Here is a 14,780-nt window from a genome sequence, read left to right as displayed (position 1 = left end):
AAGTAGCCAGTGTACTAGTAATTAGGATGAATTACTGTTCGCATGTGTATATGTAGCCTACTCCAGACTAATTTTCCTCACGCTGCAACACCGCCACAAATGCATCCAAATACTTCTCTATAGTTAAATCCGCAGAAACGGGCGGTAACTCTACGGTAATGCATGGCAGGTTTCTTTCTTGGCACCATGTGCCGAATGAGCCTGGGGTTTCGTAATCGACGTCTTCAACGAGCGGCAGGTTGAACTGCTTGCCTAGCCAAATGGCGAGTTCTGATTGTTCGGGATCGTCGACCATGGCGAGTGGTTCGTGGAAAGAGATGACGAATTTAGGCTTACGCTGTTCGATGAGGTTGATGAGCGATTGCACTTCAGGTTCTAGTTGATCGGCTTGCCCGGTTTTCACTTTTACATCTCTGACTGGAGTGTGAGAACTCCAGCGATAGACGGTGCCGTTTTCTGTCCAGTTTTGCGTTGGGAAGGCGCGGTTCAGATCGACTTGGTTGGCGTTGGCGCGAGTGCCTAATTGATTGCCATCTGGGTTCATCGACAGAATCACATCGTGTCGTAAATTGGCGGCGGGCAAGCTTCTCAGGGCGCAAGATAACCCTGCAATAGAAGCGGTTTCATCTCCGTGTGTGCCTGCTAAAATCAGCCCTCGAGATTCGCTTTCTATTTGCGCGGGGAAATAGAACAAAGGCGCACCCAGCACTGATTTTCCATATGACAGCGGCTTTATTGAAAACGCAGCTCTTTCCGTTCTTGGAATTAAACTCACCTTAATCTCCTGATTGATCAAGTATTATCAAGTATTCACTATTGGCTATATTAATCATTAACTAAGTCCATTAGATGAACCCCTTTAAATAAACCATAGCGTCAAAACTCGTCAACCGTCGCATTGTTAATTTTATTACTTGCTTCAAAGATAGGCTAGGAGAGCAAACAAACATGGATTTTAAAAAACATTCAACGGCTTTACTCATTTCATCTTTATTGACCCCTTTTATATCAGTAACTGTCGTTGCTGAAACCTTACCTGCCGGTGTTTCGCTGGCAAAAGACCAACATTTAGTTCGTGCTAACGATGCAGAGGCGGCGACACTTGACCCTGCGAAAGCAGAAGGCCTGCCGGAGATGCACATTCTACGTGACCTCTTTGAAGGTTTAGTGATTCAAGATCGCGATGGCAATATTACTCCAGGTGTCGCGGAATCTTGGGAAACCGAAGACAACCAGACGTTTGTATTCCACCTGCGTAAAGACGCGAAATGGTCGAATGGCGATCCGGTGACGGCCGATGATTTCGTGTATGCGTTAAGACGTGCGGTTGACCCTAAACTCGCTTCGCCAAACGTGTGGTACCTCAAGCTCACCAAAATCAACAACATTGCTGACGTAGCAGAAGGTAAGAAGCCCGTTGAAGAGCTCGGTATTTCCGCTGTCGACAAACACACGGTGAAGTTCGAGCTTGATAGCAAAGTGCCATACTTTGTTGCGATGACGGGCCACACCTCCATGATGCCCGTTCATAAGGCAACGCTAGAAAATAGCGATAAGCCGTGGAGTGATCCTAAGCAGTTTGTCGGTAATGGCGCGTTTGTGTTGGACGAGTGGGTGGTTAACGAACGCATTGAACTGAAGAAGAATCCTAACTATTGGGACAGTTCAGATACCAATCTAACCCAAGTGACTTACATTCCGTTCGAAAACCAAAACGCTTCGATTAACCGTTATGCGGTGGGCGAGGTCGATATTACGTCTGATGTGCCGACACACATGGCGCAGCAGCTTAAAACTAAATACCAAGATGCGTTTACCGCGGTGCCTTTGCTGTGTACTTATTACTACGCGTTTAATACCACGCGACCTCCATTCGATGACGCGCGAGTACGTAAAGCGGTGTCTTATTCGATGATGCGTGATGTCATCACTAATGGTGTCACTCAGGTGGGTAACCTACCGGCTTATACCTTTGCTCATGAGTACACGGCTGGTTTTGATGCGACACAACCTGAATACAGTACTTGGACTCAAAAGGAGCGCGACCAAAAAGCAAAAGAGTTACTAAAAGAAGCGGGCTACGATGCAGCTAACCCATTGGATTTCAAACTGCTCTACAACACCAGTGAGTCGAACAAGTCGATTGCAGTGGCTATCGCTTCCATGCTCAAAGGTAACTTAGGCGCGCAAGTTGAGCTGGAAAACCAAGAGTGGAAGTCTTACTTGGTGTCACGTCGCCAAGGTGATTTTGATGTGATGCGCGCTTCTTGGTGTGGTGACTACAATGAAGCGTCGACCTTCTTGAGCTTATTGCGCTCTGAGTCTTCAGGTAACTTTGCGCGTTACAACAACGATAAATACGACTCTGCAATGGACAGCGCACTGTCAGCAACCAACGAGCAAGATCGCCAAGGCTTCTATGATCAAGCTGAGCAGTTACTGGCTGAAGATATGCCTATCGCGCCGATTTACTACTACATGCAGGCTCGCCTAGTGCGACCAAGTGTGGGTGGCTTTGCAAAGAACAACGTGGAAGGGCGCATCTATTCTAAAGACCTCTACATCAAAGAATAGATAGGCCGGATGCGAGTTCTAGCATCTCGCATAATAATATGAAATAGAAGAAAAGGGACGTTGATCATAAATATCTGATCAACGTCCCTTCGTCATTAATCTGTAACGTTAACCGCAAAAAACTGAAACCTGATTGAAGTATTTTTCACTTTTATTTCAATCAGGTGAAGCTATGTTACCCCCTTTACGCGCTCTTGTTGCGTTCGAAGCTGTTGCTCGTCTTGGTTCCATTGGCGCGGCTGCCCGAGAGCTTTGTGTCACGCAAGCGGCGGTTAGCCAACAGCTCAAAAGTTTAGAAACCTTTCTCGATACCACCTTGTTTGAACGCAGCTCTAAAGGCGTAAAGCTAACGTCAGCGGCTCAGCATTATCAACCGATTGTGGCAGGTTCACTTGCTCACCTTAAATTGCAGACTCAGATCTTGTTCGGAGAAAAAGAAACCGACGTGTTGAGCCTGCGCGTAAACCACACCTTTTGTCATAACTGGCTGTTACCTCGCCTGCCTTCCTTCTATAAAAAATACCCTTTTATCAGGCTTGATATTCAGCTGGTGGACTGGCCATCAACTAACCCTTGTCAGAATGTCGATATCGAGCTGACCAACGGCAAGGTTGAAAGCGAAGACACCCATTGTGAGCGACTGTTTCAAGAACATTGGCAGTTAGTGTGCAGCTCACAATTCAAATCCGAACATCAAGAATTACTCAGCAAGCATGACTTTGCTGCTCTGCCGACGGTTCAGGTGAAAGGCTATCGAGAGAACTGGCTGCAATGGCTTGGGCATAACCAATTCGAGATGACATTACCTAAGGTTCTGCTCGAAGTGAGTAACTCTCTGCATGCCTTAGAAGCGGTTAAACATGGTATTGGAATGTTGCTGGTGCGGTCGCTCGCGGTGTCTGAATTACTCAAGAAAGAAGACCTTGTATTGGCAAGCGAATCCTCGATGCCTGCTGAATCTGCCCATTATCTGATTACTAAACACAGTCGGAGCGCCAAGGTGAATTTCTTCTGTGATTGGCTTTATCACCAGATGGAAGACGGTGAACTGGAGTAAAGATTTTCTTATGGATAGCCATAAAAAAAATGAAGGGCACTCTTACTAACCTGTCATAAAAAACACTTAGTTTAACCGCATACAAATAAGGACGAGGTCACCATGAGTGCTTTCTCACAATCAATGAAAAACCGCTTAAAGGTACTGCTATTTACCGCACCGTTGTTGGTGCCACTGTTTACTTTTTGGCTCGTACCATTTGGTTATTCAATTTATATCAGCTTCACCGATTGGGATTACATCTCGCCAGATTATTCGTTCATCGGTTTAGAAAATTACGAGTACATGGTTGAGGACTACGAGTTTATTCAAGCGGTGCTCAACACGTTTTGGTTCTCGGTCGGAGTGGTGATTCCAACCATCATTCTTGGGCTTGTGTTTGCCATGTTGCTGAACAAAAACTTCAAGGGCAGCCAGTTCTATCGTGCAGTGATCTTCTCTCCTTGGATCACGCCAACGGTCGCGGTGTCGATTGTTTGGTCTTGGGTGTTCGAGACGAAGTCGGGCTTGGCAAACCATTTATTGGAGTCGGCTGGGTTTAGCGCGATTCCATGGTTAGAAAATGGAAACACAGCCTTGATTGCGGTGATTATAGTGACAGTTTGGCAGGCGATTGGCTGGACGATGCTGTTTTACATCAGTGCGCTCAACAAGATCCCTGAGTCTCTGTACGAAGCGTCTTTGATTGATGGTTGCAGCAGCTTAACGCGTTTTTTGAAGATAACACTGCCGCTGATTTCACCAACCACGTTCTTCTTGGTGGTGGTCAATATTATTACGGCAATGCAGGCGTTCGATCAGTTCCAGATCTTAACGCAGGGCGGGCCAGGTGGTGAGACTCGTACCTTGTTGTACTTGTTCTACCAACAAGCCTTTGAGCGTTACGAAATGGGACCGGCAGCCGCGACATCGTTAGTGATATTCCTGATTACTGGATTGTTGGCACTTATTAATACCTACATCGGCAAGCGCTGGGTGTACTACTAGTCGATTTTTGAAAGGACAGAATTATGACCACGCAAGTATTGGATGCCAATCAAGTCTTAAATCAAAGAGTGGCTGAATCTAAAGTCACAGCCCAAGCGAAAGCGACCAAATCAGAGGTTGTGTCAAAGAAAAGCTCAGTGGATCGCCGTTCGTTTATCGCACTGGCTAAGCACCTATTCTTGGCAACCTGCGGAACCATTATGGTGTTCCCGTTCTTATGGATGCTGTCAGGTTCGCTGAAAACCAATGATGAGATTTTTGCTAACCCGCTGGATTTGATTCCAGAGCAGTTCCGTTGGGAAACCTTTGTCGAAACCTTTCACAGCGCGCCGTTTGGCTTGTACATCTTCAACAGTTTTAGTGTGGCCTTGTTTACTACGCTGTTGGTGATTGTGAATTCGGCAATGTTTGCATACGCATTAACGCAGCTGAAATTTCGCTCGAAAACCGTGCTCTATTTTATCGTGATGGGTTGTTACATGCTGCCGGGCGCAGTGACTTACATCCCGTCTTATATCACCTTGGCAAGGCTAGGTTTGTTGGATTCACACATGGGATTGGTGGCGTCGAACGCGGCGTCGGTTTTCGGTGTGTTCTATCTACGCCAAGTGTTTATCAAGGTGCACCCGTCGCTGATTGAAGCGGCACGAATTGATGGTGCAGGTGAGCTCAAAATCTTATGGGCAATCATCTTACCGCAATGCCGAGCAGCAGTCGCAACACTGTTCCTCATCACTTTTATTACCAATTACAACAGCTACATGTGGCCAAGCTTGGTTATCACCACTCAGGATCTTAACCTGATTGCGACCGGGATTCGTCACTACTTTATTGCCGAAGGTAACTATGGATTGAACTGGTCGCAAATCATGGCGGCGAGCACCATTGCAGTATTGCCTTTGTTAATTCTATTCGTCATTTGTCAAAAGACGATTCTTTCAGGTATCGCCGATAACGGCGTAAAAGAGTAAACGGAAATGAAATTAAAAACTCTCGCACTAGTGTGTGCTGGCGCAGCAAGCGCGTCTATGTTTTCTAGCAGTGTTCTTGCCGCAACCGAAGTTAACTTTTGGTATTCCGGTGGTACTAAGCCACAGCAAATGATGACTAAGCTCATCGAAGAGTTTAACGCGAGTCAAGATGAGTATGTGGTGAAGCCAGCATTGCAAGGCAACTACACGGAAACCTACCAGAAGCTGCAAGCAGGTCTAGCGTCTAGAACGGCACCTGAACTTGTGCTGCTAGATTCAGGTCGTGCTGAAGCGATGCACGGACGTGGTTTGAGCCGCGACCTAACGCCGTTCATGAATGAAGAGTTCAACTTCTCTGATTTCATTGGCGCGTTTAAAGACCAAGTGACGGCAGACGACGGCACCATCATTGGCCTGCCTGCTTACGGTACGACTCAAGTGTTTTACTACAACAAGCAGGTATTGGCAGATAACGGCTTTACCGAGCAAGACCTAAACACATGGCAAGGTGTGGCTAAAGTTGCGGAGAAAGTTACCCAACGTGATGACAAAGGCAACGTGACCTTCTACGGCTGGGAGCCGATGTGGGGCCAAGACAACATGATTGACGCGGCTTTCTCTAACGGCGCGAAGATCATCAGTGATGATGGCAAAACCGTGTTAATCGATTCGGCTGAATGGGTTGAGGTGTGGGACAGCTTCCGTAAGTGGATCCACGATGATCAAATCATGCGTATTCACTACGGCGGTCAAGGTTGGGAATACTGGTACAAAACCATCGATGACGTAATGAAAGACAACGCGTTGGGTTACACCGGTTCATCGGGTGACCAAGGTGATTTGGACTTCACTAAGCTTTCAGCAACCACACAGCCAGGTTGGGGATCAAACCCTTCTGCGCCACAAGCGGGTGCGCTGGTTTACGTGATGCCAAAAGGCACAGACGAAGCAGCAGCAAAAGGTGCGTTCGAATTCGTTGAGTTCTACACCAATGCGAAGAACACGGCGGCATGGTCAATGTTCACGGGTTACATCCCAGTGCGTAACAGCGTTTCTGAAGTACCAGAATACCAAGCGTTCACTAAAGATAACCCACAAGCCCTGATTCCTTTGAAGCAAGCGAACACGGCGACCAAAGACTTCCTAGACCCTACCAACGGTAAGATCATGGACGCTCTGAAAGTGGCAGCGGATCAGATTCAAATCCAAAACGTGCCAGCTGACCAAGCGCTAAAACAAGCAGCTAAGAAAGCACAACGCGCACTAGACCGAGCGAATCGTTCTTAATCTGTAAAGTGGTTAGCTCTTGGCTATTAGTAACGAAGAGCGATTAACTAACAAAGGCCCATCTATTCGGGTGGGCCTCTTTTTACCCAGTCCTTCAATTAGGACGAATTTGGTGAAGACAATGACCCAATTTCAAGGAGAGCTGCCGTTTGGCAGAGTACGTATCCCCTTTGATGTGCCAGCAGGCTCTAAGAGCGTAGTGATTACCGGCACGACGGTGAAAAAAGGATTCTTATACGCAGCGGCGTATGATGCCAACCAAGCATTTCGTGGCAAAGTGCTGTTTGAAAAAGCGCACAAGTCACTCACTATCCAACCGGAAAACTCTGGCTTAGGCGCGATTGATGGTGTGATTCCACCGGGTGAGTGGTTCTTAGAGCTTTACAACCTGGAAGGTGAGTTTCGAACCGAGCGTGCGATGCAGTATCAAGTCGATGTACTTTGCTCTGATGAGTCAGTTAATAACGATGTTGAGCTAGAACTGACCCCAACGGTGACAAGTGATCACGATATCGAGCTCGATTACAGCCATATGTTGAGTTCTGATTCTCGTTGGTATCGTGGTGATTTACACGCTCACACTCAGCTTTCTGATGGTCACAATACCTTGGCTGCGGCTAAAGATATTGTTGAATCTCAAAGGCTCGATTTCTTCTTCTTCACTGAGCACAACATCTGTCAGCCCAAGCTACCTGTTTCAAAACAGTGTTTGTTTCTACCGGCGTTAGAAGTCACGACCGACCTCGGGCACTTCAATGTTCATGGTCCGGTTAAGTCTTTGGACCTTAGAGACCTTGAACACAGCAGCCAAGCGACTATGGAAGCGGGATTGAGTTTAGCGAAAAGTGGACACAGTTCCCTTGGCATTAATCACCCGATGATGAAGCCGTGGCATTGGCATTACGATCAAGTGGATCTCAGCCAAGTGTCCACGTTTGAAGTGTGTTGTGACCCAACTTGGTCGACCTCGCCGAAAGCGACCGAAGAGGCGCTACTGGTTCTCAATGAAATGTGGAATTGTGGCCAGCGTATTACGGCGATTGGCGGCAGTGATTCACACCTTGAGCCCCATGAACGTAATCCTAAATCGGATGAGCCTTCAATCTATGGCGACCCATCCACCTTCGTTTACAGCCATGGTTTGAGTGGCGAAGGCATCTTGTCTGGTATGCGTAACGGACAAGTGTATTTAGAGCGTCGTTGCGGCTTGAAGTTTGATATCAATTTGGGTGACTTGCTGCCGGGTAACGACTCTCAAGGGCAGGCGCTTAGTTATCGTATCGCAGTCACTGATTCAGAAAACCCTTACTACGCGGAGTGCGTGGTGGATGGTGAGATTGTCGATCGAATCGCTTTGAGTGATGAGCTACAAAGTATCCATATTGAGGAAGGGTATCGTTGGTGTCGTGTCGATATTCGTCGTGGGGAGCTTTCTTCAGCATTAATGAACACTACTCAACCTTCATCTAACGAGCATGAATTTGAAGGCTGCATCAATGCCGTATTCGACGGCAAACAACCAGAATTTAACCAACCCCTAGTGCGTACTTGGGGAGAACTAATGGAGCGAATGAGCCGTGATGAAGTTTAAGGCGATGTTATTTGATAAAGACGGCACATTGTTAGAGTTCCACAAGATGTGGCTTAACGTTTCTCGTGGTGCTTGTGAGCGTGTGAAATCTTACAGTGACCAGCACCAAGGTAATCAAACTGTCACACCTGCTGAGTTACTCTTGGCCATCGGTGTAGAGGGTGATGTGGTTGATAACTATGGACTATTAGCCTCGAACCCAGTGGAAGATACCGCAACAGCGTGGTTCAACATGCTGCAACCGAATGTCTCGCTCGCTGAGTTCACCAAGGTAACCAAAGCGGCGTTCAATGACGAAGTGGAAGAGAATCCAAGCTGGATTGAAGCACTACCAGGTGTGGCTGAAAAGCTTGGCCTGTTTAAGCAGCAAGGCATGATTTTAGGCATCGCGACCGCAGACACCAAAGACTCAACCATCTACACACTAGAGCAATCGGGTTTGAGTGAGATGTTCGATTATGTCGGTTACTCCGATGGTGATATCGAACCTAAACCTGCGCCAGCACTGCTCAATGCGTTCTGTGAACAATGCGGTATTGAGCCTCATGAGGTGATCATGTTTGGTGACACGGTTTCAGATATGGAATTTGGCCGCAATGCAGGTGCAAGTAATGTCGGTGTTCTGACTGGGACTGCACAACACAGCGAGTTAGAGCCAGTGGCGGATCTGGTTATCGCATCAGTCGCCCATTTTGAGCTCAACCAACTGCAAGAACGTGGCTAAAACGTCCACGACAGATTGCAAAGATAGTATTTAACGAATTGATTTAAGGACAGGTTATGGCTGAAGTCACACTGAGAGGGGTAGAAAAAACCTACCCAAATGGTTTTAAGGCTGTGCACGGTGTCGATCTGAATATTCGCGAAGGTGAGTTCATGGTGTTTGTTGGGCCGTCTGGCTGCGCAAAATCTACGACACTTCGTATGATCGCAGGTCTTGAAGATATCTCAGAAGGCGATGTCTACATTGGCGATAAGCGTGTAAACGAATTGCCACCTAAAGATCGCGGCATCTCGATGGTGTTTCAGAACTACGCGCTTTATCCGCACATGTCGGTGTACGACAACATGGCTTTTGGCCTTAAACAACAGAAGCTGCCAAAGCATGAAATCAATGAACGTATTGAAGATGCAGCCAAGACTCTGGATATTGAACATCTGCTGAACAACAAGCCGGGTGAAATGTCTGGCGGTCAAAGGCAGCGTGTGGCTTTAGGTCGTGCGATGGTGCGAAAACCAGATGTATTCTTGTTTGATGAGCCGCTGTCTAACTTAGATGCGAAGCTGCGTGTGTCGACTCGTGTCAGCATTGCGCAGCTGCACAATAACCTGAAGCAAGAAGGGCAGAACGCCACCATGATCTACGTGACACACGATCAGGTAGAAGCCATGACCCTTGGTGATCGCATCTGTGTGTTGAATCAAGGTGAGATTATGCAAGTCGATACGCCAATGAACCTTTATCAGTACCCAGCAAACAAGTTTGTCGCAGGCTTTATTGGTTCGCCAGCGATGAATCTTCTCAAGGTGAGATTGGATGAGATTGATGGCGTGATGAACGTGGTCTCTGAAAGTGGGACTCGTTGGACACTGCCACAAGACAAGCAGATTATCGCTCGTGAAAAGATGGGTGAGTGGGTATGGTTTGGCGTTCGTCCTGAGCACATTCAACTGGCGAATCACGATGCGCCGCTGGCGGAAGTGAATACTCAAACGCACAGGCTTGATGTGGTTGAGTCGATGGGTAATGAGCTGTATCTCTACTTTAAACTCGGTGCAGATAAGCTGGTGGCTCGCGTGCCTTTTGATGCTGACCGAATGGCGGAAAGTGGGCAAGAGACAATGCTTCATTTCAATACCTCACAATGTCATTTGTTTGACCTAGAGACAGAAGAAGTTCTAACTGAATAAGTCGATGTGTCGAATAGTCAAAACAAAGAAATCCCCGCTCAGGTGAGAGTGGGGATTTTTCTTAGGGGGAGTATCAACAGGAACTCGGGTTTGTGCTCGAGGCTTTTTTGTTGGAGATAGCTGAACGATCTTGAGGGTTAGAACCATTTAATGGCTCGGAATCGCAATCCTTTTTTCTAGCCAACGAACCGCTTGTGATACCACCAAAATAAGAACAAGGTACTCCAAAACCAGAAACGTATAGATCTCTAAAGGTAAATATTCGTTCACCACCAGCTCATTTGCTCGCCTTGTTAAATCACTCAAACCAATCACACTCACTAGCGAGCTCATCTTGAGGATATAAATAAACTGATTGCCCAAGGGCGGCAGTATTTGACGGAATGCCTGCGGTAGGATAACCAATCGCATTTTTTGCCAATAGGTCAATCCCAAGGATTCGGCCGCTTCATGTTGCCCACGATTAATCGCTTGAATCCCCCCACGGAACACTTCCGCCATAAAGGCGCTCTCGGCAATGGTCAATGCGATTACCCCTGCCCAGAAGTGGTTCAAAGAGACATCGAGTAATGTCGGCATTCCGTAATACACCCACAATAGCAATACCAGCACAGGGATAGAACGAATCACCTCTACGTAAAGTCGATTAATTCCCTTGAGTACTGGTGAGCTTGAAAGCGCAGGAAAGGCCACCAATAGACCGAGAGTCATGGCAAAAAACATACTCAACAACGAAACCTGAATAGTCTCGCTAAAACCAGCCATCAAAAACTGAATATTAGTTCGTCCCTGCTCCGTCGACGGGTCGAGTACATACCATCCCCATTGATAATCTGAACATCCTGTCAGAAACAGCAGAGAAACTAGCGATAAGTGACGATAGTTCACATTTACTCCCAAAAACTCCATTTGTTATTGCCATGTTAACAACCAAATCTGTTTAATGGTTAATAATTAAAAATAATATCTACATTCATCACTTAGAAATCAGCATTCTTTAAAGGAATAAAAAATGAAAAAAAGCTTAATCGCATTAGGAATGTGCCTGCTTGCTTTTACACAAATCGCACATGCCCAAAGTCGTTTGCAGGAGATACTGGGTGCGGGAGTTCTTCGCGTTGGTACTACGGGGGATTGGAACCCAATGACAATGAAGGATCCTGCAACCAACAGCTACCGCGGCTTTGATATCGATGTCACGACTGAGTTGGCTAAAGACCTAGGCGTAAAAGTGGAATACGTCGCAACAGACTGGAAAACCTTGGTGAATGGCATCACGGCCAACAAATACGACGTGACTGGCAGCGCTTCGCTCAACATGTCTCGAGCAAAAGTCGCTGGGTACAGCCAACCGTACTTCTATCTGGCTTTTGTCCCTGTTGTGCAAAAGAAAGACATAGAGAAGTTCTCCGATTGGAGTGACTTTGACAAAGCAGAAATCAAAGTTGCCGCCACGCTCGGCACAGTACAAGAAAAAATGGTGAAGGACTTCTTCCCATCGGCACAACACATCGTGATTGAAGCGCCGGCACGGGATTTCCAAGAGCTTTTAGCTCGCCGCGCTGATGTCTCCGTGACTTCAAACGTAGAGGCTGCAACCTTAGTAGAGAAGTTTAAACAACTCGCGATTGTTCCGGTGAAAGAGCCACGTAAACCAACTCCAATTGCGATGCTACTACCACAAGATGATCAAGTTTGGATTAACTACATTAATCACTGGGTTGAACTGAAAAAGACGCAAGGTTTCTTTAAGCAAACCGCTGAGAAGTGGGGACTGAAGAGCATGTAGCACCACGATTCACTCATCAACCAGAGCCGCGATTAGCGGCTCTTTTTCATCAACAAGCACTTAAGATATTTCAGCCCACACGCGCCGAAACGTAACCTCATCTATAAAACCCTAAACAAATTATTCAGGCTCTCCGATTTATTCTGAAAAAGATAAAAAATCGGAGAATAACGATGAATGAAATAACACGATTATCAGCAGTTGTTGCGCTTGCCCTAAGCAGTGGGTATGCGATATCTCGTCTGACATGAGTTAAAAGGTAAATCTGTGATATTACGAAGTAACATAACGTTTTGACATCTCAGTCACGGAATTATTTTTATGGTGAAGATAGAGAGAAAATTCAGTTTGAACAGAAACTATACTGACTGATTAAATTGATTCTAGATTGATGAAAAGAACATCAAAGCGATATTTGAGAAGAAAATAGAGCCCTTAGGGGGAAGGGCTCTTGAGTTAGGAGCTTGCTTTAATTTGGGTTACGCGACCACTAACGTCGCGGCTTTCTTCATTGCTTCTTTGGTTGAACACTCAATCACGTTTGCGTTAGCAAAGCGGTGAGCGTCTTTCACTTGAATATCGTGAGCCAAGATAACCAGTCTTGCGTTCGCTACATCTAGGTCAGTGATGCGGTTCTGAATACCGTTTTGACCTTGAGTTTCTACCTTAATCTTAAGGCCTGCGGCTAAGCCTGCTTTCTCTAGTGCTTTTGCAGCCATGAAGGTGTGTGCAACACCAGAAGGGCAACATGTTACAGCTACGATGTCGTACTCGCCTTCGCCTGCTGCAGGAGTGGCTTGAGCTTGTACTGGCGCTGCTTCAAGCATGTCTTCTTCTGTTTCAACCGCTACAGGTTTCCAGAAGCCTACGATAACGGCAGTGGTTAGCGAGCCAAGCGCAATACCGACGACGTACATTGGAATGTTGCTTGATACTGGCGCCGTGATTAGACCGCCCCACGGTGCGTGCAGTAGAACGTCTGTCATGAAGCCAAACACACAACCAACGATACCACCGGCTACGATTGAAGGAAGAACGCGCATTGGGTCATTCGCTGCGAACGGGATAGCACCTTCAGAGATACCGATAGAACCCATGATTGCTGCCGCTTTACCTGCTTCTTGCTCTTGTTTAGAGAACTTGTTTTTGAATAGGAAAGTCGCCAGAGCCATGCCTAGAGGTGGTGTACAAATCGCGATGCCTACGCCGCCCATTAGCCAAGGTTGCGTGTCTACTTGAGTTTGAGCAAATAGGGTCGCGACTTTGTTGATAGGGCCGCCCATATCAAACGCCGTCATACCGCCAAGGATTGTGCCCAGAACCATCTTAGATGCACCAGCCATTGAAGCTAGGAACTCGTTCATTGAAGACATGAACAGTTTGATTGGCTCACCGATGCCCCACAGTACGATACCTGCAGAGATTAACGTACCTAGAAGCGGGTAGATGAAGTACGCACCTAGAGCCGTCATGTTCGCAGAAAGTGGGATCTTCTTAAGTTGGAACACCACGCCACCGGCGATAAAGCCTGCCACGATACAGCCAAGGAAGCCGCCGCCCATGTCAGCCATGATGCCAGAAGAGATCATCGCAGGTGCTAGTGCTGGTTTATCTGCAATGGAGTAACCAATAAAGCCGCCAAGAATGATTGGGAAAAGAACAAGGCCTTTGATACCGATATTAGAGATGTCTGCCAGCAAGCCGTCTGCTGGTACAGCACCTTTGCCTGATGCCATTACGGCTAACGCCAACAGAACACCACCGGCTACGATGAAAGGCAGCATGTGTGAGGTTCCGAAAAGCAGGTGGCCTTTCATGGTACTAAGGATTTTTTTAAAGCCGCTACTACTGTTTTTATTATTGGTATTCGTAGCTTGAGTTGTTAGGGTGCTCATAATTTTCTACGCCTTATGAATTAATTAAAATATTAAGGATTTGATGTTCGTCTTTTGCGTTATGGATATCTTGAATAAATTCATCGCTGAATTTTCCAAATAGTTCTTGTAGTACATAAATATGATGGTCTGCACCGTTATCGGGTGAGGCAATCATAAAAAACACGGTTGGGTTAATGCCGTCTTCATCGCCATACTCGATACCTTGACGCATAACACCGACAGCGATTGCCGGCTCAGTTACCGCCTTGCTTTTTGAGTGTGGGTAAGCGATGCCGTCTATCGAGGTAATGCTTTGAGATTCACGAATTTCGATGTCTGCCAAGAAGGCTTCTTTATTACTGATTCGGTTGTTCTCAAATAACATGCTTGCCAATTCTTCAAACAGTTCTTTTTTATTATTCGCTTGAAGGTTGTTATTAATTAAGTTGACGTTAGTTAGCTGTGTGATCATTTATTAACTCATTCACTATTGAAGTTCTTGAATTAAAATTAATGGATTAACCCGATTCGCGAAATAGCAAATAAAAGCCCTTCACTGTACATTTGTACCAAGCAAAATTAAGTGTGATTTGCATCATTCATCCAGTGTGAGATGAGTCATATTTGATGGTGTATTTCGGTGTTGAAATAACTTTCTGTAGGAAGAAAAATGCCCCGCAAAGCAGGGCATGATCAGTGTTTGTATCTACTCGGGAGAGCTAGATTTACTTGATAG

General features: G+C 46.5%; 13 protein-coding genes. 9 read left to right on the top strand and 4 right to left on the bottom strand.

From position 1 onward, the window contains the following. Positions 1–67 precede the first annotated feature (67 nt). Positions 68–775: a murein tripeptide amidase MpaA gene (gene mpaA, locus MSG38_RS07940; protein ID WP_248401562.1), complete on the bottom strand. Its 708-nt coding sequence runs from the start codon at positions 773–775 to the stop codon at positions 68–70. Positions 776–948: 173 nt separating this feature from the next. On the opposite strand from mpaA, the gene MSG38_RS07935 reads away from it, so the two are divergent. From MSG38_RS07935 to ugpC, 8 genes are all read left to right on the top strand, one after another. After that, positions 949–2,574, top strand: a complete 1,626-nt coding sequence (locus tag MSG38_RS07935; RefSeq protein ID WP_248401561.1) for an ABC transporter substrate-binding protein — start codon at positions 949–951, stop codon at positions 2,572–2,574. A gap of 172 nt (positions 2,575–2,746) precedes the next feature. Further along, on the top strand, positions 2,747–3,631 hold the full coding sequence (locus tag MSG38_RS07930) for a LysR substrate-binding domain-containing protein (RefSeq protein WP_248401560.1): 885 nt from the start codon (positions 2,747–2,749) through the stop codon (positions 3,629–3,631). A 102-nt stretch (positions 3,632–3,733) separates the two neighbouring features. Next, on the top strand, positions 3,734–4,618 hold the full coding sequence (locus MSG38_RS07925) for a sugar ABC transporter permease (protein WP_248401559.1): 885 nt from the start codon (positions 3,734–3,736) through the stop codon (positions 4,616–4,618). Between the two features lie 23 nt (positions 4,619–4,641). Beyond that, on the top strand, positions 4,642–5,589 hold the full coding sequence (locus MSG38_RS07920; protein ID WP_248401558.1) for a carbohydrate ABC transporter permease: 948 nt from the start codon (positions 4,642–4,644) through the stop codon (positions 5,587–5,589). A 6-nt stretch (positions 5,590–5,595) separates the two neighbouring features. Then, complete coding sequence (locus MSG38_RS07915) at positions 5,596–6,876, top strand: extracellular solute-binding protein (protein ID WP_048613018.1); 1,281 nt, start codon at positions 5,596–5,598, stop codon at positions 6,874–6,876. A gap of 121 nt (positions 6,877–6,997) precedes the next feature. Continuing rightward, on the top strand, positions 6,998–8,467 hold the full coding sequence (locus MSG38_RS07910; RefSeq protein WP_248401557.1) for a CehA/McbA family metallohydrolase: 1,470 nt from the start codon (positions 6,998–7,000) through the stop codon (positions 8,465–8,467). Further along, positions 8,457–9,191: an HAD family hydrolase gene (locus MSG38_RS07905; RefSeq protein WP_065605892.1), complete on the top strand. Its 735-nt coding sequence runs from the start codon at positions 8,457–8,459 to the stop codon at positions 9,189–9,191. Before MSG38_RS07910 ends, MSG38_RS07905 begins: the two co-directional genes overlap by 11 nt. Before the next feature lie 56 nt (positions 9,192–9,247). Next, positions 9,248–10,378: a sn-glycerol-3-phosphate ABC transporter ATP-binding protein UgpC gene (gene ugpC / locus MSG38_RS07900; RefSeq protein WP_050651338.1), complete on the top strand. Its 1,131-nt coding sequence runs from the start codon at positions 9,248–9,250 to the stop codon at positions 10,376–10,378. A gap of 147 nt (positions 10,379–10,525) precedes the next feature. On the opposite strand, the gene MSG38_RS07895 is transcribed toward ugpC, so the two are convergent. Further along, positions 10,526–11,266, bottom strand: a complete 741-nt coding sequence (locus tag MSG38_RS07895; protein WP_248401555.1) for an amino acid ABC transporter permease — start codon at positions 11,264–11,266, stop codon at positions 10,526–10,528. Between the two features lie 124 nt (positions 11,267–11,390). On the opposite strand from MSG38_RS07895, the gene MSG38_RS07890 reads away from it, so the two are divergent. Continuing rightward, positions 11,391–12,167 carry a transporter substrate-binding domain-containing protein gene (locus MSG38_RS07890; RefSeq protein WP_050632469.1) on the top strand — a complete coding sequence of 259 codons (777 nt, stop codon included), beginning with the start codon at positions 11,391–11,393 and terminating at the stop codon, positions 12,165–12,167. A 479-nt stretch (positions 12,168–12,646) separates the two neighbouring features. Here MSG38_RS07890 and MSG38_RS07885 read toward each other — a convergent pair whose 3' ends face one another. Beyond that, positions 12,647–14,062 (bottom strand): fructose-specific PTS transporter subunit EIIC, encoded by a 1,416-nt coding sequence (locus tag MSG38_RS07885; RefSeq protein ID WP_248401553.1) that lies wholly within the window; start codon positions 14,060–14,062, stop codon positions 12,647–12,649. A 13-nt stretch (positions 14,063–14,075) separates the two neighbouring features. After that, positions 14,076–14,516, bottom strand: coding sequence for a PTS sugar transporter subunit IIA (locus MSG38_RS07880; RefSeq protein ID WP_248401551.1), 441 nt, complete (start codon positions 14,514–14,516; stop codon positions 14,076–14,078). Between the last annotated feature and the right edge of the window lie 264 nt (positions 14,517–14,780).

This window comes from Vibrio sp. 1CM24A, from assembly GCF_023161725.1.
In the GTDB taxonomy this organism is placed as follows: domain Bacteria; phylum Pseudomonadota; class Gammaproteobacteria; order Enterobacterales; family Vibrionaceae; genus Vibrio; species Vibrio coralliirubri.
This window is presented reverse-complemented; position numbering and strand designations above follow the sequence as displayed.